This window comes from Lysinibacillus sp. FJAT-14745, from assembly GCF_001275675.1.
In the GTDB taxonomy this organism is placed as follows: domain Bacteria; phylum Bacillota; class Bacilli; order Bacillales_A; family Planococcaceae; genus Lysinibacillus.
The window spans coordinates 235,343-261,399 of record NZ_LITM01000009.1 but is presented as its reverse complement, the minus strand read 5'-3'; the positions used below and the strand labels follow the sequence as shown (position 1 = coordinate 261,399).

Annotated in this window: 29 protein-coding genes, 2 pseudogenes and 1 other annotated feature; of the genes and pseudogenes, 29 read left to right on the top strand and 2 right to left on the bottom strand. The window is 38.1% G+C overall.

Translation table 11 applies throughout. The features are described from left to right. Nucleotides 1–94 precede the first annotated feature (94 nt). The 20 genes and pseudogenes from AMS59_RS16490 (at nucleotide 95) to AMS59_RS16395 (ending at nucleotide 15,813) form a co-directional block, all read left to right on the top strand. Nucleotides 95–742, top strand: a complete 648-nt coding sequence (locus AMS59_RS16490) for a hypothetical protein (RefSeq protein WP_053484830.1) — start codon at nucleotides 95–97, stop codon at nucleotides 740–742. A 98-nt stretch (nucleotides 743–840) separates the two neighbouring features. Beyond that, nucleotides 841–1,434 carry a nucleoside triphosphate pyrophosphatase gene (locus tag AMS59_RS16485; RefSeq protein WP_053484829.1) on the top strand — a complete coding sequence of 198 codons (594 nt, stop codon included), beginning with the start codon at nucleotides 841–843 and terminating at the stop codon, nucleotides 1,432–1,434. A 34-nt stretch (nucleotides 1,435–1,468) separates the two neighbouring features. Continuing rightward, nucleotides 1,469–1,942, top strand: a pseudogene (gene radC / locus AMS59_RS16480) (DNA repair protein RadC); the annotation flags it as partial. Nucleotides 1,943–2,498: 556 nt separating this feature from the next. After that, complete coding sequence (locus AMS59_RS16475) at nucleotides 2,499–4,310, top strand: reverse transcriptase/maturase family protein (RefSeq protein WP_053484828.1); 1,812 nt, start codon at nucleotides 2,499–2,501, stop codon at nucleotides 4,308–4,310. A gap of 105 nt (nucleotides 4,311–4,415) precedes the next feature. Next, nucleotides 4,416–4,619: pseudogene (locus AMS59_RS16470) on the top strand (JAB domain-containing protein); the annotation flags it as partial. A gap of 600 nt (nucleotides 4,620–5,219) precedes the next feature. Further along, complete coding sequence (locus AMS59_RS16465) at nucleotides 5,220–6,239, top strand: rod shape-determining protein (protein WP_053484826.1); 1,020 nt, start codon at nucleotides 5,220–5,222, stop codon at nucleotides 6,237–6,239. 13 nt (nucleotides 6,240–6,252) lie between these two features. Further along, nucleotides 6,253–7,164 (top strand): rod shape-determining protein MreC, encoded by a 912-nt coding sequence (gene mreC / locus AMS59_RS16460; RefSeq protein ID WP_053484825.1) that lies wholly within the window; start codon nucleotides 6,253–6,255, stop codon nucleotides 7,162–7,164. Further along, on the top strand, nucleotides 7,164–7,688 hold the full coding sequence (mreD, locus tag AMS59_RS16455) for a rod shape-determining protein MreD (RefSeq protein WP_053484824.1): 525 nt from the start codon (nucleotides 7,164–7,166) through the stop codon (nucleotides 7,686–7,688). The genes mreC and mreD overlap by 1 nt, the downstream gene beginning before the upstream one ends. 27 nt (nucleotides 7,689–7,715) lie before the next feature. Next, the gene (gene minC / locus AMS59_RS16450) at nucleotides 7,716–8,384 is read left to right on the top strand and encodes a septum site-determining protein MinC (protein ID WP_053484823.1); all 669 of its coding nucleotides are present in this window, start codon (nucleotides 7,716–7,718) and stop codon (nucleotides 8,382–8,384) included. Between the two features lies 1 nt (nucleotide 8,385). Beyond that, nucleotides 8,386–9,183 (top strand): septum site-determining protein MinD, encoded by a 798-nt coding sequence (gene minD / locus AMS59_RS16445; RefSeq protein ID WP_053484822.1) that lies wholly within the window; start codon nucleotides 8,386–8,388, stop codon nucleotides 9,181–9,183. Nucleotides 9,184–9,277: 94 nt separating this feature from the next. Then, nucleotides 9,278–9,832: a M23 family metallopeptidase gene (locus AMS59_RS16440; protein ID WP_053484821.1), complete on the top strand. Its 555-nt coding sequence runs from the start codon at nucleotides 9,278–9,280 to the stop codon at nucleotides 9,830–9,832. Beyond that, nucleotides 9,822–10,433: a stage IV sporulation protein FB gene (locus tag AMS59_RS16435; RefSeq protein ID WP_053484820.1), complete on the top strand. Its 612-nt coding sequence runs from the start codon at nucleotides 9,822–9,824 to the stop codon at nucleotides 10,431–10,433. The genes AMS59_RS16440 and AMS59_RS16435 overlap by 11 nt, the downstream gene beginning before the upstream one ends. A gap of 45 nt (nucleotides 10,434–10,478) precedes the next feature. Then, nucleotides 10,479–10,554, top strand: a sequence feature (ribosomal protein L21 leader region). A gap of 14 nt (nucleotides 10,555–10,568) precedes the next feature. Continuing rightward, a complete protein-coding gene (gene rplU, locus AMS59_RS16430) occupies nucleotides 10,569–10,877 on the top strand; it encodes a 50S ribosomal protein L21 (RefSeq protein ID WP_053484819.1) in 309 nt (102 codons plus the stop codon). Nucleotides 10,878–10,893: 16 nt separating this feature from the next. Beyond that, the gene (locus AMS59_RS16425) at nucleotides 10,894–11,250 is read left to right on the top strand and encodes a ribosomal-processing cysteine protease Prp (RefSeq protein ID WP_053484818.1); all 357 of its coding nucleotides are present in this window, start codon (nucleotides 10,894–10,896) and stop codon (nucleotides 11,248–11,250) included. Further along, complete coding sequence (gene rpmA / locus AMS59_RS16420) at nucleotides 11,247–11,546, top strand: 50S ribosomal protein L27 (RefSeq protein ID WP_053484817.1); 300 nt, start codon at nucleotides 11,247–11,249, stop codon at nucleotides 11,544–11,546. The genes AMS59_RS16425 and rpmA overlap by 4 nt, the downstream gene beginning before the upstream one ends. A gap of 220 nt (nucleotides 11,547–11,766) precedes the next feature. Continuing rightward, nucleotides 11,767–12,294, top strand: a complete 528-nt coding sequence (locus AMS59_RS16415; protein ID WP_053484816.1) for a Spo0B domain-containing protein — start codon at nucleotides 11,767–11,769, stop codon at nucleotides 12,292–12,294. Nucleotides 12,295–12,299: 5 nt separating this feature from the next. After that, the gene (obgE, locus tag AMS59_RS16410) at nucleotides 12,300–13,589 is read left to right on the top strand and encodes a GTPase ObgE (protein WP_053484815.1); all 1,290 of its coding nucleotides are present in this window, start codon (nucleotides 12,300–12,302) and stop codon (nucleotides 13,587–13,589) included. Between the two features lie 24 nt (nucleotides 13,590–13,613). Continuing rightward, nucleotides 13,614–14,069, top strand: a complete 456-nt coding sequence (locus AMS59_RS16405) for an ACT domain-containing protein (protein WP_053484814.1) — start codon at nucleotides 13,614–13,616, stop codon at nucleotides 14,067–14,069. Nucleotides 14,070–14,517: 448 nt separating this feature from the next. Further along, nucleotides 14,518–15,393 (top strand): prephenate dehydratase, encoded by an 876-nt coding sequence (gene pheA / locus AMS59_RS16400; RefSeq protein WP_053484813.1) that lies wholly within the window; start codon nucleotides 14,518–14,520, stop codon nucleotides 15,391–15,393. Nucleotides 15,394–15,423: 30 nt separating this feature from the next. Then, nucleotides 15,424–15,813 carry a thiol-disulfide oxidoreductase DCC family protein gene (locus AMS59_RS16395; RefSeq protein WP_053484812.1) on the top strand — a complete coding sequence of 130 codons (390 nt, stop codon included), beginning with the start codon at nucleotides 15,424–15,426 and terminating at the stop codon, nucleotides 15,811–15,813. 414 nt (nucleotides 15,814–16,227) lie between these two features. Here AMS59_RS16395 and AMS59_RS16385 read toward each other — a convergent pair whose 3' ends face one another. Beyond that, on the bottom strand, nucleotides 16,228–16,761 hold the full coding sequence (locus AMS59_RS16385) for a transcription repressor NadR (RefSeq protein ID WP_053484810.1): 534 nt from the start codon (nucleotides 16,759–16,761) through the stop codon (nucleotides 16,228–16,230). Between the two features lie 142 nt (nucleotides 16,762–16,903). Here AMS59_RS16385 and AMS59_RS16380 point away from each other — a divergent pair, with 142 nt between their 5' ends. From AMS59_RS16380 to AMS59_RS16345, 8 genes are all read left to right on the top strand, one after another. Continuing rightward, nucleotides 16,904–17,947, top strand: a complete 1,044-nt coding sequence (locus tag AMS59_RS16380; protein WP_053484809.1) for a LysM peptidoglycan-binding domain-containing protein — start codon at nucleotides 16,904–16,906, stop codon at nucleotides 17,945–17,947. A gap of 70 nt (nucleotides 17,948–18,017) precedes the next feature. Continuing rightward, on the top strand, nucleotides 18,018–18,815 hold the full coding sequence (locus tag AMS59_RS16375; protein WP_234007828.1) for a phosphotransferase: 798 nt from the start codon (nucleotides 18,018–18,020) through the stop codon (nucleotides 18,813–18,815). Between the two features lie 113 nt (nucleotides 18,816–18,928). Further along, nucleotides 18,929–19,549 (top strand): Holliday junction branch migration protein RuvA, encoded by a 621-nt coding sequence (gene ruvA, locus AMS59_RS16370; RefSeq protein ID WP_053484808.1) that lies wholly within the window; start codon nucleotides 18,929–18,931, stop codon nucleotides 19,547–19,549. Nucleotides 19,550–19,567: 18 nt separating this feature from the next. Continuing rightward, the gene (gene ruvB / locus AMS59_RS16365; protein ID WP_053484807.1) at nucleotides 19,568–20,572 is read left to right on the top strand and encodes a Holliday junction branch migration DNA helicase RuvB; all 1,005 of its coding nucleotides are present in this window, start codon (nucleotides 19,568–19,570) and stop codon (nucleotides 20,570–20,572) included. A 17-nt stretch (nucleotides 20,573–20,589) separates the two neighbouring features. Then, nucleotides 20,590–21,633: a tRNA preQ1(34) S-adenosylmethionine ribosyltransferase-isomerase QueA gene (gene queA / locus AMS59_RS16360; protein WP_053484806.1), complete on the top strand. Its 1,044-nt coding sequence runs from the start codon at nucleotides 20,590–20,592 to the stop codon at nucleotides 21,631–21,633. 54 nt (nucleotides 21,634–21,687) lie between these two features. Further along, nucleotides 21,688–22,833, top strand: coding sequence for a tRNA guanosine(34) transglycosylase Tgt (tgt, locus tag AMS59_RS16355; protein ID WP_053484805.1), 1,146 nt, complete (start codon nucleotides 21,688–21,690; stop codon nucleotides 22,831–22,833). A gap of 168 nt (nucleotides 22,834–23,001) precedes the next feature. Next, the gene (yajC, locus tag AMS59_RS16350; protein WP_053484804.1) at nucleotides 23,002–23,262 is read left to right on the top strand and encodes a preprotein translocase subunit YajC; all 261 of its coding nucleotides are present in this window, start codon (nucleotides 23,002–23,004) and stop codon (nucleotides 23,260–23,262) included. 145 nt (nucleotides 23,263–23,407) lie between these two features. Next, on the top strand, nucleotides 23,408–24,043 hold the full coding sequence (locus tag AMS59_RS16345; RefSeq protein WP_053484803.1) for a DUF421 domain-containing protein: 636 nt from the start codon (nucleotides 23,408–23,410) through the stop codon (nucleotides 24,041–24,043). On the opposite strand, the gene AMS59_RS16340 is transcribed toward AMS59_RS16345, so the two are convergent. Then, entirely contained in the window at nucleotides 24,040–25,557 is a 1,518-nt protein-coding gene (locus AMS59_RS16340) for a polysaccharide biosynthesis protein (protein ID WP_053484802.1), read from the bottom strand. The genes AMS59_RS16345 and AMS59_RS16340 overlap by 4 nt on opposite strands. A gap of 93 nt (nucleotides 25,558–25,650) precedes the next feature. Between AMS59_RS16340 and AMS59_RS16335 the strand changes: the two genes are divergently transcribed. Continuing rightward, on the top strand, nucleotides 25,651–25,959 hold the full coding sequence (locus AMS59_RS16335) for a post-transcriptional regulator (RefSeq protein WP_053484801.1): 309 nt from the start codon (nucleotides 25,651–25,653) through the stop codon (nucleotides 25,957–25,959). The last annotated feature ends 98 nt before the right edge of the window (nucleotides 25,960–26,057 follow it).

The following is a 26,057-nucleotide window of genomic DNA, read 5'->3' as shown; positions in this document are numbered from 1 at the left end:
ACACATCCTTTTATACATATACTTATATCAAATTGTAACAATATCGTCTTTTCTAAATTTACTTTGATACGTTGGAGAAAGAGGTGATGGTCGAATGAAAATTGTCAGTCATGTGATGAAAAAACAAATATTTCGAGCGATGATTATTGGAGGAGTAGTCGGACTTTTTGGTGTAGGCATTTTTTTAGGAATTCTTCAAGCAAGCACCCAATTTTCTTTAAAAAATGATAGTAATGAGGTAGCCAATAAAAGCAATAAAGGCAATACAGACGGAGAAACAATTCCAACAGCGGGAGGAGCTACGAACGGGTCCATGTTTTTTGCTAGTCAAGCAGGGGTCTATTCAAATTATGAAAGTGCGAGCTCGTTTGTATCTGAACATCCTTCATTAAAAGAAAGTGCCGTTGTCGAGGTCGATGGGAAATTTTATGTTTGGACAAGTATGGTAACAGATGAAAGTCAACTTGTCTTTTTAAAAGATCCAGCAACCTTTAAAAAAGCATTTACTGTGAGCGGTGACAGTTGTAAGGAGGCAACGCTTGCAGAGCTTCCATCTGTGCTAGCTGACAAAAATGCAACAAAATTAAATTTTAAGGATAACTCAAAGGATTCTACACTGCCTGCTGATTGGCAATCTATTGGAGCGGCAGCTTCGTCTATTTCAAGCGATATCAGCATCGTTCGCTTACAAGTATTTGCTCATTACAAATCGAAAAATGCTTGTCTTCAAGTGAAATTTTAAGCACAAAAGATAGTGAAATTAGCATTATCTTGATTTATAGAAAATTTTCAAATTCTAAATTCTCCGTTATGATAACTATAAGGAGGAATGGTCAGATAATGTTTAAAACAAATCACAAGCTAGTGCTTGCTTCTGCTTCACCACGACGAAAGGAATTACTTGCTATGCTATCACTTCCATTTGACATCATAACTAGTGAAGTAGAAGAGACAAGCGTGCAAGCAACAACTATGCAAGATTATGTAAAAGGTGTAGCGCTATTAAAAACACGTGATGTGGCGAAAAAAGCTCCAAATGCAACAATTATTGGAGCGGATACTATTGTTGTTTATGATGATGAGCTACTCCACAAACCAAAAAATCGTGAGGAGGCAATTTCTCACTTATTGCGCTTATCAGGTAAGTGTCATGCGGTCATGACAGCTGTTGCCATTATTGAACCTAACGGTAATGAAACTATAATCGTTGAAGAGACAAATGTTGTCTTTCATCATTTATCGCAGGAGCTTATCGAAGCATATGTAGATTCGGGAGATCCATTTGATAAAGCAGGTGGTTATGGCATTCAAACTGCCGGAACCCTTCTAGTAAAACGAATTGAAGGAGATTATAACAATGTTGTCGGCTTACCACTTGCATCGTTGTTTACGCAATTGGTAGCACTTAATATTATCCAATTTGCGAAGGAGTGAGGGTTTTTTGACAAATGATGTTTTACCAAGAATGATGATACGGGACGTTAATATACAGGATCGACCTCGTGAAAGACTACGGAGACAAGGAGCTATGAGTTTATCGAATCAGGAGCTGCTGGCTATTTTACTAAGGACAGGCACTAAAGAAGAGTCTGTTCTTGTACTCGCAAATCGCGTACTAAGTGTTTTTGAGCGTTTACATCATTTGAAACATGCAACAATAGAAGAAATGGTTGCTATTAGAGGGATTGGTGAGGTTAAAGCCATTCAATTATTAGCGGCAATTGAACTCGGTAGACGTCTCGCACAGAAACATAACGATGAAAAATATACGATTCGTTCACCGCAAGATGCCGCTGCCTATTTAATGCCTGATATGACTTCACTGAACCAGGAGCATTTCGTAGTTCTTTTTCTAAACGTAAAAAATCAAATTATTCATAGACAGACGATTTTTATAGGCAGTCTAAATGCTTCGATCGTGCATCCTAGGGAGATCGTGCGCCCATAAGGGTTTATAAGGAATCTGCTTTCGCACAGCAGTAGGGAAATATCACTATCTGTACCCTATCATTAGCCAACTTATCTGAAAGGGAAACTAATCAGGGAGTGTAGCATGTTGGAAAAGCCAGAAGTTACTTAATGACCAAAGTACGACTGAATGGCGAGATGAATTGTATAAATAAGGATAAAGGCTAAACTGCTTGAATGATAGCTCAAGGGGGACTACGGGGACCTTTAGCGGGAGGTCATGATTTACGCTATTTGAAATGTGCATTGTTCTTAAAGATTTCGAGAATGATGATGTGATACCATTTCACCCAACTTTCATATAAAAGTAACGAGCGAACGTCATATCCGACATTATACATGCGATAAGTCTTTATAAATCTAAATGGGGATTACCTAAGTCAGAATGCCTATGGGCTATGTGTTTAGATACTGAATATCTGATATGGTAACGGAGCTCTCGTAGTAGTCCGAGCTAGGGAAAGCCTAGTACATGGCGAAGGGGAGCAGTTTACACTGTTAATACAAAATTGGGAAGGAGCGGAGGCTCTATGAGAATTCCAAAAGTAGTATTAAATCGTCTAACTGCCAAAGCAAAAGATGAAAGCTATGTATTTGAACGACTATATCGTAACTTGTACAACAAAGAATTCTATTTTGAAGCTTACGTAAAACTGTATAAAAACAAGGGCAGTAATACAAAAGGAATCAATGAAGATACAATTGATGGCATGAGCATAAAGCGTATAGAAAAGCTCATTGAGAAATTAAAAAATCAAGCGTATCAACCAAATCCAGCACGACGGACGTACATCCCAAAGAAGAACGGGAAAACAAGACCACTTGGCATCCCTACTTTCGAGGATAAACTAGTCCAAGAAGTTGTTCGGCGATTACTTGAAAGCATTTATGAGCCACAGTTTTCGGTACACTCTCATGGATTTAGATCAAATCTGAGCTGTCATACAGCATTAAAAGAAATCCGTAATACTTTTACGGGAACTAGATGGTTTATTGAGGGTGATATTAAAGGGTTCTTCGATAATATAGACCATCATGTGTTAATTAGCATTTTAAGAAGACGGATTCATGATGAAAAATTCATCAACTTAATCTGGAAATTTTTACGAGCAGGTTATGTAGAAGATTGGGAGTTTCATAAAACTTATAGTGGTGCACCACAGGGAGGAATCATCAGCCCCTTGTTATCGAATATTTATTTAAATGAACTCGATAAATATGTGGAGCAATATATTGAAAGCTATAACAAAGGTGACAAACGAATGCACAATTTAACATATCATAATCTTGCTTCTAAGATTAATCATCGCAAAAGTAAGAATAAACATGATTGGGCGACCTTATCCGAAGAAGAAAAGAAAGAGCGCTTAAAGGAACTAAAAATCCTTTATAAAGAATTACAAAGCCATGATAGTAAAGGCCTTTTCGACCCAAATTACCGACGTCTAAAATATGTTCGTTATGCAGATGATTTTATACTTGGCGTCATTGGAAGTAAAAAGGAAGCTGAACAAATTAAACAAGACTTGGCAATGTTCTTAAAAGAACGGTTAAGGCTAGAATTGAGTGCTGAGAAAACATTGATTACTCATAGCAAGAAGAATGCCCGTTTTCTTGGGTATGACATTCGTGTCGTAAGAGATTGGCAACGAATGAAAATGCCAAACGGAACTAAAAAGCGTAAATTCAACTATCAAACAAAGCTTTTCGTTCCACATGAAAAATATATTCAAAAGCTCTTACAATTAAACGCGTTAAAAATAGGAACGAATAATGGTTGGAAACCTATTCATCGCCCATATTTAGTGCATAATGACGACCTTGAAATTATTCGTACGTACAATGCAGAAATAGAAGGCTATTACAATTACTATCGCCTAGCAAGTAATGTACATGTTTTACAGTCTTTCCGTCAAACGATGAAATACAGCATGATTAAAACGTATGCGAATAAATATAGGAGTACTGTTAGCAAAATTATCACTAAATATAAGATTAACGGGGAATTTGGCATTCGATATGAAACAAAAGAAGGTCCGAAAATTGCTTATTTTACAGAGCAACGAATGGAAAAGAACGATGCGATTAAACAGCCAACAGTTGATATAGTTGAAAATACACTAATTTATACAGGGCGAACAAGTCTGATTGACCGATTACTTGCCGAAAAATGTGAATGGTGTGGAGTATCAGGTATATCACTTGAAATGCATCATATTCATAAATTGAAGAATTTACAAGGTAAGAAAAAATGGGAACAGAAAATGATAGCCCGTAGACGAAAAACAATGGCTTTATGTATATCGTGCCATCACGATTTGCATAATGGCAAGTTAGATTAAAGTAAATGGAAAGCCGTATACTCTGAGAGGAGTACGTACGGTTTGGAGGGGAGTTCTTGGAAACCTAATGTAGAAATATATCAAGGCGCTGGGTTCTCACCCTACTATCGCGAAGCTGTAAAAAGATCTGCGGCTTCTATTATTTGTGCACATAATCATCCTAGTGGCGTTCCAACACCTAGTGATGAGGATATTGAAGTGACGAGAAGAATTATAGAGGCTGGTTATATTATAGGCATTGATTTAATCGATCACCTCATCATCGGTGATCATCAGTTTATTAGTCTGAAAGAAAAAGGATATTTTTAACTCTGCATGTTTTTGCAGAGTTTTTTTGATGGAAATCTTTAGAGTTTATTTATACGATGTAGAATTGTCAAGCAGTTGCCGAATCACTTCGGGAAGCCTCACAGCGTTCCTTGTTTCTAAAATTTAATGAAAATCAAAGCGCTTTACTATATTAAAAATAAATATTTTGTATTTTTTTTCGAAAGCTAAAAATAAAAATGAACCTTTTTTTATATAAAACGTTATTGTATTCGTAGAAATGTCTATAATATTCACAAAAATTGGTAGCCTATTACACGTTGTCTTACAAGAATAAAAATTATATGCTAATCTATACGTACTATTTTTGTTTAGGAGGGAATTAAAATAGTATCTTTTCCGCGAGAAGAGGTATGTGGTACTACAAATTCTTGCGTTTTTCCGTTATAATGAACGGTATGATTTTATTTTTGTTCAGAAAGAGACTCTCACTCCTTCAGGTGTGAGATAAATGAGTGTGTAGTTTTTTTTCAGTAGGTGTCTAACACCGAGTGAATGAAGATAAAACCTCGGGGTGAAACGCGCCGGGGTGTTAGTTGATGTCAACGAAAGTATGGCTTAAATAGAAAGGGAGTACACAATTTGTTTGGATTAGGAAGTAAAGATGTCGGGATTGACCTTGGCACAGCGAATACATTAGTGTTTATTAAAGGGAAGGGAATCGTTTTACGCGAACCTTCAGTCGTAGCAAAAAATACAAAAACTGGAGATATCGTTGCAGTTGGTAATGATGCGAAAAATATGATTGGTCGTACACCTGGCTCAATCGTAGCAATTCGTCCTATGAAAGATGGCGTTATTGCTGATTTTGATATTACTACAGCAATGATAGAATACTATTTAAAAGAAGCTTGTAAAAATTCTGGTGGTAATTGGAAAAAGCCGAATGTTATGATTTGTGTGCCTTACGGTATTACATCGGTTGAACAACGTGCGGTTATTGATGCTGCTCGCCAAGCAGGTGCTAAAGATGCATTTACAATTGAAGAGCCATTTGCAGCAGCAATCGGTTCGAACTTACCAGTATGGGATCCAACAGGGTCAATGGTCGTTGATATCGGTGGTGGTACAACAGAGGTAGCAGTAATTTCATTAGGTGGTATTGTAACAAGTGAATCTGTGCGTGTTGGCGGGGATGCAATGGACCAATCCATCATTTCGTATATTCGTAAAACATATAACTTAACAATTGGTGAACGTACTGCGGAAGCAGTGAAAATGGAAATTGGTACAGCGTTGGCTGAGGGTCCAGAAGAAAAAATGGAAATTAGAGGACGCGACCTTTTAACTGGTTTACCTAAAACAATCGAAATTTCTTCACAAGAAATTTCTGAATCTTTACGTGAAGCGGTAGCATCTATTATTGATGGTGTTCGAAAAACGCTTGAACAAACACCTCCTGAATTATCTGCAGACGTAATGGAGCGCGGAATTGTACTAACAGGTGGTGGAGCGCTATTAACGAATTTAGACAAAGTTATTAGCCAAGAAACGAATATGCCAGTATTTATCGCCGAAGATCCACTAGACTGTGTTGCTATTGGTACAGGTAAGGCTCTAGAACATATTGATTTAATTCGTCAACAACAAGTTAAAGGTTAAGGAGGTTTAGGCAATGCCACAATTTTTTTTCAATAAGAAATTAATTTTGCTACTCGTGGGCATGGTTTTTCTTGTGGCATTGATTAGCTTCTCATTACGTGAACGGACGAAAGCAACTTTACCAGAGCAAATTATTAAAGACACTGTCGGCGTCGCACAATCTATTGTTGCGAAGCCGGCGAATTATATTACTGGAGTTTTTAATAGTATTGATTCCCTCTTAAACACGTACGAAGAAAATAAACGTTTAAAAGCACGCTTAGAAGAATTTGCAGCTGTACAAGCTGAGGCATCGGACTTGAAATCTGAAATTAAAAAGTTTCAAGAGCTTACGGACAAATCGGAAAGCTTAAAAGCATATGATCCGATTCATGCCACAGTTATCGCTAGAAATCCTGATCAGTGGGAAGAAAAAATTATTTTAGATAAAGGATCTTCACACGGTGTAGAAAAAAATATGGCAGTTATGACAGCGAAAGGGTTAGTCGGTAAAGTTACTTTAGTGACACCTTTCACCTCTGAGGTAGAGCTTTTATATACAAATAATCCAAATTATCGTGTTTCTGCGATGGTTCAAGGAGATAAACAAGCATACGGTTTAATCGAGGGCTATGATAAAGAGCGTAATGAACTCATTATGAAGCGAATCGATTCAAGTTTAACAGTTAAAAAGGGTCAGCAAGTAGTTTCATCAGGACTTGGCGGTATTTTCCCTAAAAATGTGCCAATCGGAGAAATAACTGAAGTAAGTACAGATGATTTTGGCTTAACAAAAATGGCCTATGTAAAACCATCTGCTGATTTTTCAATTTTAGACTATGTTGTTATTGCTAAACGTTCCGCTACTGTAATAGATGGATCTGATGGTAATACATCGAACGAAGATTTATCACATCCACAAAAGGGTAAAGAGGGGGCGAAATAATGGTTCGGTTTCTCATCCCCACTGTGGCAGTGTTACTATTTTTACTAGAACCAGAGTTTGCTATGCTTTCACCAATTGAAGTGAAAGGGCAAGTCTATTATTTAGTTCCGAGATTTTTAATCTTATATTTAATATTTATATCCATTTATTACAGCCGTCAACGAGCGGTAATGTATGGACTTTTTTTTGGTGTCTTGTATGATGTGTTTTACATTGATATTATTGGATTATATTCAGTACTGTTTCCGCTTATTTGTTTTTTAGCAGGATCTATTGTGAAAGTTATTCATCAGCACTTAGTTGTGACAACGACGATTTCAGTTGTTTTAGTAGCAATTTTAGAATTTATACTCTATCAATTCTTCTATCTTATCGACTTTACAACGATTCCATTATCGGATTTCTTACTTTCACGACTACTGCCAACGATCATTGCTAATGCACTATTTTTAATGATTCTTGGTTGGGCCTTCAAGTATCTAATTAATGCGCGTGTCTTACAGAGAGCACGTGAAGTTTCTTAACAAAGAACAACGTGGGGTGAGGCATTCATGAAAAAACAGTTAGTTAATATGAAGGGAACAAAGGATGGATTTGTTCTTCGTTTAGACGATCAATGTGCGTATGCCGATTTAGTAGAAGAGCTGAAAAAGAAAGTTTCAGAGAGCGGAATCGATAGCCAAGTAGATGTACAATTATATTTGGGCTATCGATACTGTTCTGATGAACAAATCAAAGAGCTTATTAAAATTGTTCAGGAAACTGAGCAACTAATCGTTTCAAAGGTGCAAAGTGAAGTACTGACTGTCCATGAGAGCAACCAGAAAAGGATTGAAAGTCAACAAGATACATATATAGGTGTGGTCAGATCGGGGCAAGTTCTGCGTTCGGTAGGAGATATTATAATCGTAGGGAATGTCAATCCGAACGGACGTGTAGAAGCGGGTGGTAATGTGTATGTCCTAGGTAAGCTTAAAGGAATTGCGCATGCTGGTGTTCATGGTAATAAGGAAGCAATCATTGCAGCATCTCGTTTTGCAGCTACTCATATCATGATTGCTGATCAGGTTCAGGCAATGTCAGACGAACATGTAAAAGTAATTAACCAGGAAGAGATGACTTGTGCATTTATTGGCTATGATGGGCGTATTACGTACGATCAACTTCAAGCGTTAAAAAATATTCGACCATTGTTAAATGTGTCTAAGGGAGGTAGCTAGTGTGGGAGAAGCGATCGTCATAACTTCAGGTAAAGGCGGTGTCGGGAAAACGACGACAACGGCTAACCTGGGGACTGCATTGGCTCTACAAGGTAAAAAAGTATGTTTAGTAGATACTGATATTGGCCTGCGTAATTTAGATGTAATTTTAGGTCTTGAAAATCGAATCATCTATGATTTAGTTGATGTTGTGGAAGGGCGCTGTAAGATTCATCAAGCGTTAATCAAAGATAAACGTGTAGATGAGAAATTATTTTTATTACCTGCTGCTCAAACGACAGATAAAAATGCTGTTACACCTGAGCAAATGAAGAACTTAGTAGAAGAATTAAAAAGAGACTATGATTACGTTTTAATAGACTGTCCAGCGGGCATTGAACAAGGCTATCGCAATGCTGTTGCTGGTGCAGATCATGCAATTGTAGTAACAACGCCAGAAATCTCTGCTGTGCGTGATGCAGATCGAATTATCGGCTTACTTGAACAGGAAGAAATTTCTGCACCTAAACTAATCATTAACCGTATTCGTCAGCATATGATGAAAAGCGGTGATACGTTAGATGTGAATGAAATTACAACACATTTGTCTATCGATTTATTAGGGATCATCGTAGATAATGAAGGGGTTATTTCATCATCCAATAAAGGTGAACCAGTAGTAATGGATCCTACTAATAAAGCATCTTTAGGCTATCGTAATATTGCCCGTCGAATACTAGGTGAGTCTGTGCCACTTATGGCAATTGAAGATGAACATAAAGGTGTATTTTCAAAACTAAAAGCGTTATTTTCAAGATAATCATCAGCCTTTTCGTGCATTTGTACGAGAAGGTTTTTTTCTTGTGCATGAATGGACATGCAATCTCATATAGTGTGAAAAAAAGGATGAGGGCTTGTTTAAGATATGGAAATGGTTGGTCACAATACTGCTTGTGGCTGCAATTATGCTCGTAATTCGTTTAGAGGATCAAGGTGTATTGGAAACACCAGTGCGAAAACTAGTTACAACATCAGCAGATTTAACCTATTTAAGTGAGCTCGGACAAAGTTGGCTAAATAAAGAGGATACAACAATTTTGGTATCGAGCGATGTTGGGCAAACTGAATTATTATCATTTGCCAATGCGCAAGTATTTAAGGAAGGTTTTTTATTGCAATATGACATGGGCTTACCTGTTTATGCTGGAAAGAATGGTCTTGTCGTTTTTACTGGTCATACAAAATATACTGGTAAAACAATGACGATAAGCTATGATGATGGTACAACAGTATCCTATGGTATGCTGGATAGTTTAGCACAACTGCCATATACAACAGTGCAGGCAAATGATTTAATCGGCATGAAAGAAGCGGGACAACTTTATATCTCGATTGAAAAAGATAAGACACATTATAGTTTAGAGCAGATTGTACAGTGGCTTGAAAAAGCGGCGTCCAATGAAAATTAAACTGCATCTTCTATGTATCCCTCTCGTATTTTTAATGATTTTTACTGGCCAAATTGCTTATTACGCCATTATTTTATCTTCGTTATTATGGCATGAAGCTGGTCATTTGTTAGCGGCAATGCTATGTGGTGTTAAGGTAAAATCATGTGTTATTACACCTTACGGAGGGGAAATAGAATTCGAAAATCCAGCGGTTGTGCCTGCAACGTCACTCCTTTGGATTGCCTTAGGGGGACCAATCGCTACAATGTTAGGGATTGGCCTCGCTTTTTTTATGCCAGAACTGCTTGCTGCTAAGCTTATTAATGTGCAACTAGTGCTATTAGCAATCAATATTTTACCGATTATTCCGTTAGACGGTGGTAGAATATTTTTAGCGTGTTTATTTTTATCCTATCCAAGTGTTCGTGCTTTTGAATATTACTACTGGTTTTCTCTTATAATTGCTTTTATACTATTCATGATAACTTTATGTTACCTCCCACAATCTATTTTTTTAGCAATATTATGTTTATTTATATGGCTTCAAGTGTTAAAAGAATGGAATTATCGAAAATATCGATTAGCATTTGAGAAATATGTAATGAATAGATTGACTTAAAATAAATCGTGTGGTAATATTTTAATGTTATTGCTTGTAGCACCTGTGCTACTGCAACCGCACTGGAAAGGTTCAAGTATCTTATGATCACCTTTATATACAGGCGAGTCTGAGTCTAAGAGGAGGTGCAGTAAAATGTACGCAATTATTGAAACTGGTGGTAAACAAATCAAAGTAGAAGCTGGTCAAGAAATCTATGTTGAAAAATTAGGCGTAGAAGCTGACGAGGTTGTAACTTTTGATAAAGTTTTATTCGTTGGTGGCGAAAACGTTAAAGTTGGAGCTCCATTCGTAGAAGGCGCTACTGTAACAGCTAAAGTTGTGAAAGAAGGCCGTGCGAAAAAAATCGTTGTTTTCAAATTGAAAGCTAAAAAGAACTACCGTCGTAAACAAGGTCACCGTCAACCTTACACAAAATTAGTTGTTGAAACTATCAACGCTTAATAGTGAGGTGTAGCGAATGATACAAGTTACGATTCATCACGATGAAAATAGACATGTGTCAGCATTTGAATTTTCAGGACATGCTGGATACGATGAATCTGGTAAGGATTTAGTATGTGCAGGGGCATCTACAATTGCCATAGGTACGGTGAATGCTATTTATGCACTATTACAATTACAGCCGGAAATCGAACAAGCTGCTGAAGGTGGAGGCTATCTTAAGGTAGATTTACCATCAGATTTAGAGCCTGATATTGATGCAAAACTACAGTTAATTGTCCAAGTAATGACTGCTCAAGTGTATTCAATGGTGCAAAATTACGGACAATACATCCAAATCAACTACAACCAAGTAGGAGGTGGAACACGATGAAATTATTATTAGCATTAGACCTTCAACTTTTCGCATCTAAAAAAGGTGTAGGTTCTACAAAAAACGGACGTGACTCTGAGTCAAAACGTCTTGGTGCTAAACGTGCTGATGGCCAATTCGTAACTGGTGGATCAATTCTTTACCGTCAACGCGGTACAAAAATTTACCCAGGTACAAACGTAGGTCGTGGTGGTGACGATACACTATTTGCTAAAGTTGACGGCGTTGTTAAATTCGAACGCTTAGGTCGCGATCGCAAACAAGTATCTGTATACCCAGCATCACAAGAAGCTTAATCTTCAAAAAAGATAACATAAAGCGGAGGACTGCATTTATTGCAGTCCTTTTTTTGGCTAAATTATAACTTTTTTCAGTAGTTGTTTTTCTGTAGCGAAAGCGTAACACAAAGCCGATTCCGGACGCAATTATGCAGAGGCATAATTGATTGAAGAATTAAGGGAAAAATACAGCAAAACTTGTTATACTAGTAAGGATAACTTTATTGGAGTGAATGGGATGAACAATCAATCACTAACCATTAGTGAAGTATTACGTTTTGCAAATCATGATTATGTGAATCAGCTTCAGCTTATTCGCATGAATTTAGATTTAGGTAGAATTGATGAATCAAAAAAACTTATTAAAGTGTATTCAGAGCAATTACAAGTATTTTCTATCCTTAATCGTCTACAATTACCCCAAACAATAGAATGGCTGCAAACAGCAGGCTGGCGCTACCCTTCATTACCAATGAAGCTAAGCGGTGAGATAAAAAAGTCTGTTACAAATACTATTGATTCGGAAGTTGTAGATTACTTAAACAAAACAGTTATGCATGTTTATGATACATTAGATCCATATACAGAGCAGAGCTTAGTGCTCGATGTACGTGTTGACGATCATACATTTGCCGTGACATTCACGTTAAATGGGCTATGGAGTGCTGATGCATTCACCGAAAAAGGTTTGAAACAATTAGATATTCAAACAATTGAACAGACGAATTCGTACTGGCAATATGTATTGAAAGCAAATAGGGAGTGAACTAAATGTTTGTCGATCACGTTAAGATTTATGTAAAAGGTGGCGACGGCGGGGATGGAATGGTTGCCTTCCGCCGAGAAAAATATGTACCGAATGGTGGTCCGGCTGGTGGTGACGGCGGACATGGTGGTAACGTAGTATTTGAAGTTGAAGAGGGCTTACGAACATTAATGGATTTCCGCTATAAACGCCATTTTAAGGCTGACCGTGGTGAGCATGGTATGAGTAAAGGAATGCATGGTAAACGTGCAGACGATTTAATCGTTAAAGTACCACCAGGCACAGTCGTAATGAACGAAGAAACAGGCGCTGTTATTGCCGATTTAGTCGAGCACGGTCAACAAGCGATTATCGCAAAAGCTGGCCGAGGTGGTCGAGGAAATTCACGCTTCGCAACACCGGCAAATCCAGCACCAGAACTTTCTGAAAAAGGTGAGCCAGGACAAGAATTAAATGTTATATTAGAGTTAAAAGTTTTAGCAGATGTGGGACTAGTAGGTTTCCCAAGTGTTGGTAAATCAACGCTTTTATCTGTTGTTTCTGCTGCGAAGCCAAAAATTGGTGCATATCACTTTACAACAATTGTCCCAAATTTAGGGATGATTGAAACAGATGATCATCGAAGCTTCGCGATGGCTGATTTACCTGGTCTTATTGAAGGAGCACACCAAGGGGTAGGCTTAGGTCATCAGTTTTTACGCCATATTGAACGTACACGTGTTATTGTCCATGTTATTGATATGTCAGGAATGGAAGGTCGCGATCCATACGAGGATTATTTAACGATAAATGAAGAGCTAAAGCAATATAATCTTCGTTTAACTGAGCGTCCCCAAATTATTGTTGCCAACAAAATGGATATGCCAGGTGCAGAAGAAAACTTAGAGGAATTCCGCAAAAAAGTGGGAGAAGACGTTCAAATTTTCCCAATTTCAGCTATTTCACGCCAAGGTTTAAAAGAGTTACTATTTGCTATTGCCGATTTACTTGAAGTAACGCCTGAATTCCTTCTATATGATGATTTAGAAGAGCAATCTGACGCAACGGTAATGTATAAACATGAAGCAAAAGGTGAAGATTTCGAAATTACTCGTGATGATGATGGTACATTTATTATTAGTGGTTACGCAATTGAGCGCCTATTTAAAATGACTGACTTTAGCCGTGAAGATGGTATTCGCCGTTTTGCTCGTCAATTACGTGCAATGGGTGTGGATGAAGCTCTACGCGAACGCGGAGCGCAAGATGGCGATATAGTTCGTCTGCAAGAGTTTGAATTTGAATTTGTCGATTAAGACAAGAGTTTTAGGGGGAAGCGTATGAAGAATGTTGCGAATCAGCGATATTATTTAGTTCGTGAAGATGTTTTAACGGATGCTATGCAAAAAACTTTGGAGGCGAAACACTTACTTTCAAGTGGTTCGGTATCTTCCATTTGGGATGCGGTAAAGCAGGTGGATTTATCGCGTAGTGCGTTTTACAAATATCGTGATGCTGTATTTCCTTTTCATTCAATTGTGCAGGAACGCATTTTAACAGTCTTTTTACAGCTTCAAGACCGTAAAGGAACACTTGCAAAGCTTTTAGAAACAGTGACAATTACGCATTGCAATGTACTGACTATCCATCAAACAATACCGATTCAAGGACGTGCTAATGTTACATTGTCATTAGATGTAACTAGTATGACATGTGAACTTGATGATTTAATACAGCAACTCAAACGTCTAGATTTTGTAGAGTCAGCGGAAGTAATTAGTTCTGGTGCATTGTAATGACTGAAAGCAAGCTTGAATTTTGACAAAATGTAAATAAGCTCAAAAGGAGCAGTCCCATGTGATGAAATGATCGCTTCATGGGACAGCTCCTTATTCTATAACAAAAGATAAAGACTATTACAAAAATTTTATAATACGATTTAAGAGGAGAGGTAATTGTAGGAGCATTTAGGAAAGCTTCACATTATACCTTTGCTTAACATTTGATGTAGAACTAAAAAGTGATTATCGGGAATTGAAAATTCTAAATTTTTGCATTAGTGAAATTTAAAAGGTTCATTATCAAAAGGTTGAGGATAACATTTGTTAGAACGTATGTCGTATATATAAGTTGATTTCCGTTCCGACTGGACGCCCCCAGGAAAGCGCGCAGTCGGAACGGAAATCAACCCGCGTTATGGTGATGAGCCAATAAAAATCAAAGCTTAAACAGGAGGTAAATGTAATGACAGAGCAACAATGGGAAAAAAGAATAGGATATTTAGGACCGGAGGCATCATTTACATACTTAGCAACAAAGGCAACCTTTCCGAATGAGTGGCTTGTCCCTTGTGCTACCATTCCAGAATGTATTGAGGCAGTAGCAGAGGGGAAGGTTGATTTAGCAGTTGTACCATTGGAAAATGCTTTAGAAGGTTCTGTATCGTTAACGCTCGATTATTTATTCCATGAGGCGACTCTATATGTTACAGGTGAGCTCCTATTAAAAATACAGCAGCATTTAATGGTCAATAAAGTGTATAAGGACAATTGGGAATCGATTATAGGAGTTTATTCACATCCACATGCTCTAGCTCAATGTCATAAATACTTATTTTATCGTTTCAGCCATATTCCTTTACATCAAACGACATCAACAGCAGCTGCGGCAAAATTTGTTTCCGAAAATCCAAATGAGTGCATTGGAGCAGTTGGAAATGCAGCGGCGGCAGATAAATATGGCTTGGAAATCGTTCAACCTAATATTCATGATTTCCATTTTAACCATACACGTTTCTTCGTATTATCTAAGCAAAATATACGATTACCGCAAGAGTTATCAGATGGACAGGCGAAGACAACTTTCATGATTACATTGCCAACGGATCGTTCAGGGGCATTACATCAAGTATTATCAGTATTTGCATGGCGACAGTTGAACTTAAGTAAGATAGAATCAAGACCATTAAAAACGGGCTTAGGTGATTATTTCTTTATGATTGATGTATTGGCAGATGAAAAGGAGCCTATGATGCGTGGGGCTATGGAAGAACTAGCTGCGCTTGGTTGCAAGGTGAAGTCACTTGGTACATACTTTACTTATCTAACAGCGGACGAGTAATCAATTTCGCCTTAGCTAGGAGGAATAATTGTGGGTGGCATTATTTTATTTGACGGAGTGTGCAATTTTTGTGATAGTAGTGTGCAATTTATTATTAAATATGATCAGGCAGCATATTTTCAATTTGCTGCTATTCAAAGTGATGCAGGGCAGGCATTACTTGCACAATACGAGGTACCAGAAGATATAGATAGTGTCATGTTAATTGAGCATGGAAAGGTATATTCTGAGTCCACAGCAGCACTTAAAATCTGTAGGAGATTAGATAGTTTTTGGCCTGTCTGCTATGTTTTCATCCTTATTCCTCCATCTATACGAAATATAATGTATCGACTATTTGCTAAAAATAGATTTCGTCTTTTTGGACGAAAAGAAAGCTGTTTATTGCCAACACCTTCACAACGAAAAAGATTTCTTTAACTTGAAGTTATCCAATTAAAGTGGATGAAGTTAAGATATTATATAAAGTATGGCTCTTCTGTAAAACGAGAGGTTGATTTCCGTTCCGACTGAGCGCTTTGTAGAAAACCTAAAACAAACTTCTGCATTGTTTTATCTGCGAAAGCAAAGCGGCAGCTATAAAGGTTTTATCTGTGCGAAAGCGAAGCGACAGCAACAAATGTTTTATCTGTGCGAAAGCGAAGCGACAGCAACAAAGCAAGTAGCCCGTAGCGGAAATCAGTCTCTTCGAATTAATTAGAGTATGTATAAAAATGTTATTCAATACACCTTATAGTAAATCATTTGAATTCAGATAAATTGAAAGCTGCTAGTCTCTATGAAGGCTAGCAGCTTTGTTTAACTTTACATGTTACGGAAAATTGATTTGTTCAATTATTGATCGACAACTAAATAGCCCTTTTTTTGTAAAGTAAGCTCAATTAAATCTAAAATTTCAACAGAAGGCGCAGAAATAACATGAAGATGTGTACCACCTGTTAGTTCGGATAAATAACTTGCCTGTGTTTCGTTGACGCGTTGAATAAATTTTTTTATCTCATGACGGTTAGCAACCATAATGGATGCGGTAATTTCTCCATAAATAGGATGTTCAACAATAACATTTTTTACCGTACCACCGCAATCAACTATTGTTATAAGTTCATCTTCTGCATCCTCTGCAGTGTGGAAGCAAGGAATTGTACGTTCAACAGTTTGGTGTAATTGTTCCTGATGCATAAAAAGATATCCTTGACTAGTTGCAATAATAGGTTCATTTCTAGCCTTTAATAATGTCATATCATTGACAATGACTTGTCTAGAAACATTAGCGAATTTAGCAAGGTCCGTCCCTGTTATAGGTGCTGTGCTGTTTTTTAGTTGTGCTAGAAGTTGCAGTCGGCGTTCTTCGCCTAACATTTTTTTCATAAGAGATCACCTCTGCCTGTAATAAAGGAAGCAGTTTTCCTTAAAAACTAGTGTACCATGAAGCATTTCTAACATGCATGAAATTTTTGTATCCAAATGAAACATTGAACATATGATACGAAGAGAGGAAGGGAGGAAAAAATTGCGTATTCATATTGTCCAAAAGGGAGATACGTTGTGGAAGATTGCGAAAGAGTATGGCATTTCGTTTGAAGATTTAAAGCGACTGAATGCCCATCTTGCTAATCCAGATTATATTGTACCGGGCATGGAAATTATCCTACCTGAAAAAATAAACAAAGAACCACATAGAGAACATCATCGAGAAACAGATTGGGGAATGCACAGAGAAGGACATAGAGAGGGGGGACATAGAGAAGGACATAGAGATGGGCACAGGGAACACATGCACAAAGAACATATGCATAAGGAGTCACCTACAAAGTACGTTAAAGAAAAAGAGGTTCAAAGACCAATGCCACCACCAATTATTGTACCACCACCACCAATGCCAGAACCACAGATGATTCCAATTCCTTATCCAATGCCGATGCCGATGCCTCAGCCAACACCTGTTGAGCTTAGCTGGAATCAAAACGTTGTCATGCCAAATATAGAGCAGACTCAAACTGTATCTCCAATTCAAATTCAGCCACCACCACAACCTGTAGCCCAACCGGAGGCGCCAGCACCAATGCCGATGCCGATGCCAATGCCAATGCCGCAACCGATTTTTATCATGCCACAAATGCCAGCAGTACCACATTGTGCAAGCTGTCATCAGCCAGTGCATCATCATATGTATTGGCCAATGCCGATGCCTATGGAGATGCCAATGCAGATGGAGCCACAAGTTGAGGCATATACAATGCCGGAGCAACCAACATCATGTGAAATGGGATGTGAAAAAGTTGCTGGGATGGAAGGGTTCTTAGAATCTAGTACATCTCCATTCTTCCCTATGAAGCCTGCGGAAATGATGCCGGAAATGGAACAGCCATGTGGTTGTCATGCACAACCAGTTATGATGCCGACTTGGCAAATGGACCCATGTTTCTGTCCACCGCCATGTCCACCACCATGCCCAATGCCATGTCCATCACATTGCCATATGCCACATTCTTCGGTAGGACCATGGATGTCACCGCACTTTTCCCCAGGCGGGATGACGCCTTATCGATGGTAAAAAAGCGTATATCATTGAAGAAGTAAAGTCGAATATTTGGAAGTATAAATATCAATCCAATAATTATTTTGTGAAACGAGCAAAGCAGATAGAAATAGCTGAAAAGGTGAGGGTTATTCATCGACAGCTTGGTTATCTGGAACCCTCACTGATCTTACCTTTAATGAAAAGTGATGATGAGTATTTAATCGTGCAAGATTGGCAAGAAGGAAGTCGTAGTGCTAATTTTGCACATAAAAAAGATCGGAAGGAATCTCTCAAGTTATTAAATACGTTACATGATACCCATAAAAAAATTGCTTGGCAGCGGGTGCCAGGCTTGCACACCTATTCACAGCTTTTAAAATGGCAAATGCGTCATATGCGTTTTAAAAATAGACGGAATGAATTTCGTGCATTTTTAACAAAAGAAGAAATCGATCAAATTGTACATTATAGTGAGAAATCGTTACAGCTAATCGCTCAGGAAGATGTGCCTGAAAAAGAAATAACGCTTTTACATGGAGATGTCGTACATCATAATTTTTTAAGGTGCTCAGATGGGAAATTACGTTTAATTGATTTTGATTTGGCTCACCTTGGAGAAGCGGATGATGAATATATTTTATGGTTACATCGTGTATTGCCAGCTGTAGATTATGACCTTGGTAAAATATTTGCAGAGCTACCAGAGATGAAACGATTAGATAAAAGAAAGCTACATCGTTTAAAATATCCGAATGAGCTATTACGTGAATGGCTTTTTGCAGTAGATTTACCATTAGATCAACAGCTTGTATTTTTAGATTATTTAGTGCCATTTACAAAACGAGCTCTCACATATTGGCCTAAACTGTGGTACGATATTGATAAAATGATAAAGAAATGACCGTCTTTCGGCGGTCATTTTTGTATGTGAACGACTACTGTGTTATTTCTTATAGTCGAGCATTCGTTCGCAATATGCTATAATCGAAGACGATGATTGTGAGGGATTATGGAATGTATGATTATTTAAAAGGACAAATAAAGCGTATAACTCCTGAGTATATCGTTCTTGAACAACAAGGGATTGGCTGGCAGTTGAATACACCTAATCCATTTGCGTTCAGGACATCTGCACTTGAACAGCAAATATTTGTCCACTTGCATGTACGTGAGGATGCGCAAGTGTTATATGGCTTTCCAAATTTAGATCAACGAGAGCTGTTTCGTAAACTTATTTTAGTGTCAGGAATTGGACCGAAGGGTGCACTTGCTATTTTAGCTACTGGGAATCCGCAACAGGTTATCAGTGCCATTGAACGAGAGGATGAATCGTTTTTAGTGAAGTTTCCTGGTGTTGGTAAGAAAACTGCACGTCAAATGATTCTAGATTTAAAAGGTAAACTTGGCGGGTTGTTGGAGACTATTGAGCTACCTAGTACAGAAGATGAGCTACCGTTATTTGGTGTAAATCCATATAAACATGAGCTTGAAGAAGCTATTCTTGCCTTAATGGCACTTGGTTATTCTGAAAAAGAATTAGAAAAAATACGTCCACAGCTCGAAGAGAACGACAAGCTTGAAACAACAGATGCATTTATGAAACAAGCTTTGCAACTGCTATTAAAGTTAAAATAGTGAAAGGGGGGGAAGTACATGTCTGAACGTATGATGGCTAGTGAGGCAGGTAGCTATGATGAACAGTTTGAATTATCTTTACGACCACAAAGATTAGCACAATATATTGGTCAACATAAGGTAAAGGAGAATTTACAAATTTTCATTGAAGCGGCAAAGCTTCGTCAGGAAAGTTTAGATCATGTGCTGTTATATGGACCGCCTGGACTTGGTAAAACTACATTAGCTGCTGTCATTGCTAATGAAATGAATGTCAATGTGCGCATGACTAGCGGCCCTGCAATCGAACGTCCTGGAGATTTAGCAGCTATTTTAAGCTCACTAGAGCCAGGGGATGTGCTATTTATCGATGAAATACATCGCCTGCCTCGTGCAATAGAAGAGGTGCTTTATCCTGCTATGGAGGATTTTTGTTTAGATATTGTCGTTGGTAAAGGCCCTGAAGCGCGTTCTGTACGACTTGATTTACCGCCATTTACACTCGTTGGTGCAACAACAAGGGCTGGCGCATTATCAGCACCGTTAAGGGATCGCTTTGGCGTATTATTAAGATTGGAGTATTATGATCATACTTCACTTGCAGAAATTGTCGTACGTAGTGCGCATTTATTTGATGTTGATATTGAGCAAGTAGCAGCTCTTGAAATGGCGACACGCTCGCGTGGTACACCCCGTATCGCTAACCGTTTGCTTAAACGAGTGCGAGATTATGCACAGGTGCTTGGAGATGGTATGATAACGGAGGGACTTGCTAAGCAAGGGCTTGAGCTATTACAAGTCGATCCTAGAGGGCTTGACCATATTGACCATAAACTTGTGACCAATATGATTGAGCGCTTCCGTGGTGGCCCTGTAGGCTTAGATACGTTGGCAGCATCTATTGGCGAGGAACGCGTAACGATAGAGGATGTGTACGAGCCATATTTGATGCAAATTGGCTTTATACAACGGACGCCACGTGGACGTGTGGCAACACATTTAGCCTACGAACATTTTGGATATGATTATCCCCAACAAACCTAGAAGAAGGAAGTATTTTCATGCGTGTAGAAGATTTTGATTTTGAATTGCCAGAAGAGCTTATTGCACAAACACCACTTTTGGACCGTACAGCTAGTCGTTTAATGGTAGTGACGCCAGGCTCGAAAAATGTTGAGCATCATCATTTTGCTCATATTTTAGATGAGCTACAAGCTGGAGACTGCCTTGTGTTAAATGATACAAGGGTCTTACCAGCGCGTTTAATGGGCGTTAAGGAGGAAACTGGTGCTCATATAGAGGTACTGCTATTAAAGCAAATGGCAGGTACAGATGAATGGGAAACACTTGTTAAACCAGCTAAACGTGTAAAAGTCGGCACAGTTGTAACATTTGGAGATGGCTTACTGACAGCTACTTGTACAGGAGAGCTTGCTCATGGTGGACGTACATTTGAGTTTAAATATAATGGGATTTTTTACGAAATTTTAGAGCAACTTGGTGAGATGCCATTACCTCCATATATTCGTGAAAAATTAGAGGACAAGGATCGTTACCAAACGGTTTATGCAAAAGAGCGTGGCTCAGCTGCAGCACCAACTGCAGGCCTGCATTTTACAGAAGAATTACTAGAGCAAGTAAAAGCAAAAGGGATCGAAGTTGTATTTATCACGTTACATGTGGGACTTGGAACTTTCCGTCCTGTAAGTGTAGATTCAATTGAAAATCACGAAATGCATGCTGAATTTTATAGTGTAACGGAAGAAACCGCATCTATCATAAACCGAGTAAAGAGTAATGGTGGGAAAGTAATTGCAGTTGGTACAACCTCTACACGTACTTTAGAAACTATCGGCTCAAAATATGAAGGTGAAGTGCGAGCAGAACAAGGTTGGACGTCTATTTTCATTTATCCGGGATATGAATTTACGGTTGTGGATGGTTTAATCACCAACTTCCATTTACCAAAGTCTACCCTTGTAATGCTTGTTAGTACGCTTGCAACAAAAGAAACAATTTTAAGTGCTTATCAACAAGCTGTAGAAGAAAAATATCGCTTCTTTAGCTTTGGTGATGCTATGTTTATTCGTCCAAAAGGAGAATAAAGAAAAAAATCGGAGTACTGTTTTTACTTTAGATAAGAGAGGAATTTTTATAAAATGACACAACCAGCAATTCGTTATGAGTTACTTCATACTTGTAAGCAAACAGGAGCACGCCTTGGCATCGTGCATACGCCGCATGGCTCTTTTGAAACGCCAGCATTTATGCCTGTTGGTACACAAGCAACTGTTAAAACAATGTCACCTGAGGAATTAAAGGAAATGAATGCAGGCATTATTCTGTCAAATACGTATCATTTATGGCTCCGACCAGGGAATGATATTGTGAAAGAAGCAGGGGGCTTGCATAAATTTATGAACTGGGATCGCCCGATTTTAACAGATTCAGGCGGTTTCCAAGTGTTCTCACTCAGTCAATTCCGTAAAATCGAAGAAGAAGGGGTTCATTTCCGCAATCATTTGAATGGAGACAAATTGTTTTTAAGTCCAGAAAAGGCGATGGAAATTCAAAATGATTTAGGCTCGGATATTATGATGGCTTTTGATGAATGTCCACCTTACCCTGCGACATATGACTATATGCTGCAATCAGTAGACCGTACAACACGTTGGGCTAAACGTTGTAAAGAGGCACATAATCGTCCAGAAGAACAAGGTTTATTCGGTATTATTCAAGGGGGAGAATACGAGGATTTACGCCGTCGTTCTGCAGAAGCATTAGTAGAGCTAGATTTCCCAGGTTATGCAATTGGAGGGCTATCTGTTGGTGAGCCTAAGGACGTTATGAACCGAGTATTAGAGTTTACAACACCATTAATGCCAACTAATAAACCACGTTATTTAATGGGTGTAGGGTCACCTGACTCATTAATCGATGGTGCTATTCGTGGTATTGATATGTTTGACTGTGTATTACCAACACGTATTGCCCGTAATGGTACATTAATGACATCTGAAGGGCGTTTAGTTGTTAAAAATGCAAAATATGCACGTGATTTCGGGCCAATTGATCCGAACTGTGATTGTTATACATGTAAAAACTATTCACGCGCCTATATCCGTCATCTAATTCGTACGGAAGAAACATTTGGCATCCGTTTAACGACTTACCATAACTTGCACTTCCTATTGAAACTAATGGAGCAAGTGCGTGAGGCAATCCGTGAAGATCGTCTTGGTGATTTCCGAGAAGAATTTTTCGAGAAATACGGCTTTAATGGACCAAATGCGAAGAACTTCTAAAATTTAGTAAAAAAATCATGTGACTTATGTGATTTATGAATATTTCTAGTAAATTATTGTCAATCATAGAAAAAATATTAGTAATATAGAAAAATTTTGGGCTTGTCCATCGCTTTTTTAGGGTGGAATAGTCTATACTAATAAGGAATTGGAAAGGGGGCAAGAATGATGGAACAATATTCTGGCTTAATCATGATTTTAATCATGTTCGTTGCAATGTGGTTTATTTTAATCCGCCCTGCTAAAAAGAGACAGCAGGAAACACAAAGTATGCAGAGTAATTTGCAACGTGGAGATAAAGTTATTACAATCGGTGGCTTACATGGTGAGATTGACTCAATTGAGGACACAACTATAACATTAAAAATCGCAGACAATGTGCGCGTAAAATTTGATCGTCAGGCAATCGGACGTATTGTTAATAACTAATACTTGGTCTTAAAGGCGTTGTCCAACATTAGTGGACAACGCCTTATAAACAGCTTTGTCAAAATGCAGGAATTCATTTTTGACAAGGCTTTTTTTTGTATAAAAAGTAACGTACACGGTCACCTTATTATATGGGGGTGACTGCATGGGAGAATATTTAACGATTATTTTTAGAACATGCTTTTTATATGTGTTTATCCTAATAATTTTTCGTTTAATGGGTAAACGTGAGGTCGGCGAATTATCTGTAATAGATTTAGTTGTATCCATTTTAATGGCTGAGGTTGCTGCGTTTGCACTTGATGATTTCGAAAGTCCTTTATTTAATGTGATTTTACCAATTATCATATTGTTTTTCATTCAAATAATAACGGCATATATTTCACTTAAAAATAAAAAATTCCGTGACCTAGTTGATGGTGATCCAGTATTACTTATAAGAGATGGTGTCATTTTAGAAAGTGAAATGCGCAAGCAACGCTATAATTTAGATGATTTGTGTCAACAATTACGCGAAAACGGAAATGCTTCCGTTACAGATATTGCTTATGCCTATTTAGAGCCCTCCGGCAATCTGTCTGTATACCAAAAAGATGAAAAGGCATTTGTTTACCCATTGATTATCGACGGTGATATTCAGGATAGGCATTTAAAGGTATTGCATAAAGATGCTGATTGGTTAATGGCAGAGCTTGCTAAAAATAATATTACGGATAGTAAGACTGTATTTTTTTGCGTTTGGGAGGAAGATCGGCTTCATATCCAGCTGAAAGAATCTTAAACTTTCTTGGCCAGCTTACGAAGGTAGCGCAAATCAGTTATGCGCAACTGATTGGAAAATAGTAAGAAAGTAAATAGTAAAAACAAGGTTACACAACTACTTAAAATAAAAGGCAGTGGCATCATTTGCATCAGGAAATACTGAGTAACACAAACAGCAATAAAGCAGCTATATGGAACAACGAACATTCTAAATCCGGCACGCAAATTTTTGCGCTGTCTTACTGTCGCGATATGCAAAAATGAAGTTAATAAAACGCCAAAACCAATTGCTACAACGGCACCTTTTTCCTGTATACCCGGTTGAGAAGCAAGCACGAACATGACAAAGAGCTTTCCAAGACCTCCGAAAATGGAGTTCATCATTGCTGCGCGAGCTTCACCGATTGCTTGTAATATAGAGTGCAAAGGGCTTTGTATATAATAAAAATAAAAAATAGGCGCTAATATTTTCACATAACCGCGATTTTCTTGTAAGTGAAAGAGCTTCACAGCTAAGTCGTCTCCATGAACGAAAAAGTACGTAGCAGCAACACAGCCCACTAATGATGAAAGTCGCAATGATACAGAAATGCGTTCCTGTAGGAGCGGAATATGCTGGCGTGCAACGGCGTCACTAACAGCCGGTATAAGAACGATTGAAAGTGCTGCAGACACAAAAGCTGGGAATAATAATAGAGGGACAAGAACACCCGAAATAACCCCATATAAAATTGTTGCTGCCGAGGCTGTCAATCCAGCCATAGTTAAAGCCTTTAAAAAAATGATAGGCTCTAAAAACCAGGTAAAAGATCCAAACAGCTTGCTTCCTGCAGAAGGAAGGGCAATCCGTAACATCGGAGAGGAAGGATAAGCCTCGATTTTGTTTTTTTGTGTCAATAATTTTTTCTTTGAAACAATATAATGCATCCACAAATACAAGAATGCTACGACTTCAGCTAGAAGCGTAATACCCATAGCAGAGGCTGCTGTAACGGCAGCATTATCATAGGCAGCCACAAAAGGTAGCGTAAATGTGATGAAGCTAATGCGGATAATTTGTTCAATCATTTGAGCCCAAGCTGTTGGTGTGATTTTCGCAATACCCTGCAAATAAGCGCGCAATAATCCAGAACCAACTGACACTGGTACAGCAAAGAGTGCAATCCAAAGCGTAAATGTTGTTTGTTCATTATGTAAAAGTGTAGTCGAAATATATGGTATTGTAAGTGCAACAATCGGCATAAAGATGATCATTCCAATAAATGACCAAAGAATAGCCGTACGCATAACACCATAGATGTCTTCGCGTTTGTTTTTTGCTAGTAATTCTGCTACAATTTTTGCCACAGCGATAGGTAGTCCAAGTTGAATGAGTGAGATGAAGAAAATGAACGCCGGATAGACGGTCATATAAATGCCGACTGCCTCTTCACCAGCGATACGCATAAATTGCATTCTATAAAAGAAGCCAAAGAGTTTAGATAAAAAAATCACAAACATTAAAAATAGTGTACCCCGTACAAAAGAACTCATGCCATCCGTCCCTTCTCAAGCCACAAAAATTCATTTACACTATTTGTATGCAAACATGTCTTACGATACAACTTTGATTGGAGATGATTCAAAATGAGTATGCAGTATGAGCAACTATTTGAAAAAATTCGTCCTGCAATCGATAGTAAGATAGAAGAGTTTAAACATTATCAATACGATGCGATTACAGCAGAAGAACTATGGCGCTATTGTGTAGAGAAAAAATGGCGCAGAAAAAATATTGATCAATTACGTTTACATGAAATTATCGCAACTATTTTTGCAGTATCACCTTCCGATATCGTATCATTTAATCAAGTAGAATTTTTACAAAGTAATAATTGGTTTACAGAATTGAATACGGAAGAGTTAAAAATGCTACTTGGTCCGGTTAAAACCTAAGAAGAATGTGTGAAATTTGTCAAATAATAAAAGAATACTAAAAGTGTTGAATTGACACCGAGCGCAACGTGTTTCATAATGAGTGTGTTGCGCTTTTT

Excerpts from the sequence above, each read along its gene's own strand:
- AMS59_RS16490 (WP_053484830.1), top strand. The coding sequence starts at position 95 with ATGAAAATTGTCAGTCATGTGATGAAAAAACAAATATTTCGAGCGATG.
- AMS59_RS16485 (WP_053484829.1), top strand. The coding sequence starts at position 841 with ATGTTTAAAACAAATCACAAGCTAGTGCTTGCTTCTGCTTCACCACGA.
- AMS59_RS16475 (WP_053484828.1), top strand. The coding sequence starts at position 2,499 with ATGAGAATTCCAAAAGTAGTATTAAATCGTCTAACTGCCAAAGCAAAA.
- mreC (WP_053484825.1), top strand. The coding sequence starts at position 6,253 with ATGCCACAATTTTTTTTCAATAAGAAATTAATTTTGCTACTCGTGGGC.
- mreD (WP_053484824.1), top strand. The coding sequence starts at position 7,164 with ATGGTTCGGTTTCTCATCCCCACTGTGGCAGTGTTACTATTTTTACTA.
- minC (WP_053484823.1), top strand. The coding sequence starts at position 7,716 with ATGAAAAAACAGTTAGTTAATATGAAGGGAACAAAGGATGGATTTGTT.
- AMS59_RS16435 (WP_053484820.1), top strand. The coding sequence starts at position 9,822 with ATGAAAATTAAACTGCATCTTCTATGTATCCCTCTCGTATTTTTAATG.
- rplU (WP_053484819.1), top strand. The coding sequence starts at position 10,569 with ATGTACGCAATTATTGAAACTGGTGGTAAACAAATCAAAGTAGAAGCT.
- AMS59_RS16425 (WP_053484818.1), top strand. The coding sequence starts at position 10,894 with ATGATACAAGTTACGATTCATCACGATGAAAATAGACATGTGTCAGCA.
- rpmA (WP_053484817.1), top strand. The coding sequence starts at position 11,247 with ATGAAATTATTATTAGCATTAGACCTTCAACTTTTCGCATCTAAAAAA.
- AMS59_RS16415 (WP_053484816.1), top strand. The coding sequence starts at position 11,767 with ATGAACAATCAATCACTAACCATTAGTGAAGTATTACGTTTTGCAAAT.
- obgE (WP_053484815.1), top strand. The coding sequence starts at position 12,300 with ATGTTTGTCGATCACGTTAAGATTTATGTAAAAGGTGGCGACGGCGGG.
- AMS59_RS16405 (WP_053484814.1), top strand. The coding sequence starts at position 13,614 with ATGAAGAATGTTGCGAATCAGCGATATTATTTAGTTCGTGAAGATGTT.
- pheA (WP_053484813.1), top strand. The coding sequence starts at position 14,518 with ATGACAGAGCAACAATGGGAAAAAAGAATAGGATATTTAGGACCGGAG.
- AMS59_RS16385 (WP_053484810.1), bottom strand. The coding sequence starts at position 16,761 with ATGAAAAAAATGTTAGGCGAAGAACGCCGACTGCAACTTCTAGCACAA.
- ruvA (WP_053484808.1), top strand. The coding sequence starts at position 18,929 with ATGTATGATTATTTAAAAGGACAAATAAAGCGTATAACTCCTGAGTAT.
- ruvB (WP_053484807.1), top strand. The coding sequence starts at position 19,568 with ATGTCTGAACGTATGATGGCTAGTGAGGCAGGTAGCTATGATGAACAG.
- queA (WP_053484806.1), top strand. The coding sequence starts at position 20,590 with ATGCGTGTAGAAGATTTTGATTTTGAATTGCCAGAAGAGCTTATTGCA.
- tgt (WP_053484805.1), top strand. The coding sequence starts at position 21,688 with ATGACACAACCAGCAATTCGTTATGAGTTACTTCATACTTGTAAGCAA.
- yajC (WP_053484804.1), top strand. The coding sequence starts at position 23,002 with ATGGAACAATATTCTGGCTTAATCATGATTTTAATCATGTTCGTTGCA.
- AMS59_RS16345 (WP_053484803.1), top strand. The coding sequence starts at position 23,408 with ATGGGAGAATATTTAACGATTATTTTTAGAACATGCTTTTTATATGTG.
- AMS59_RS16340 (WP_053484802.1), bottom strand. The coding sequence starts at position 25,557 with ATGAGTTCTTTTGTACGGGGTACACTATTTTTAATGTTTGTGATTTTT.
- AMS59_RS16335 (WP_053484801.1), top strand. The coding sequence starts at position 25,651 with ATGAGTATGCAGTATGAGCAACTATTTGAAAAAATTCGTCCTGCAATC.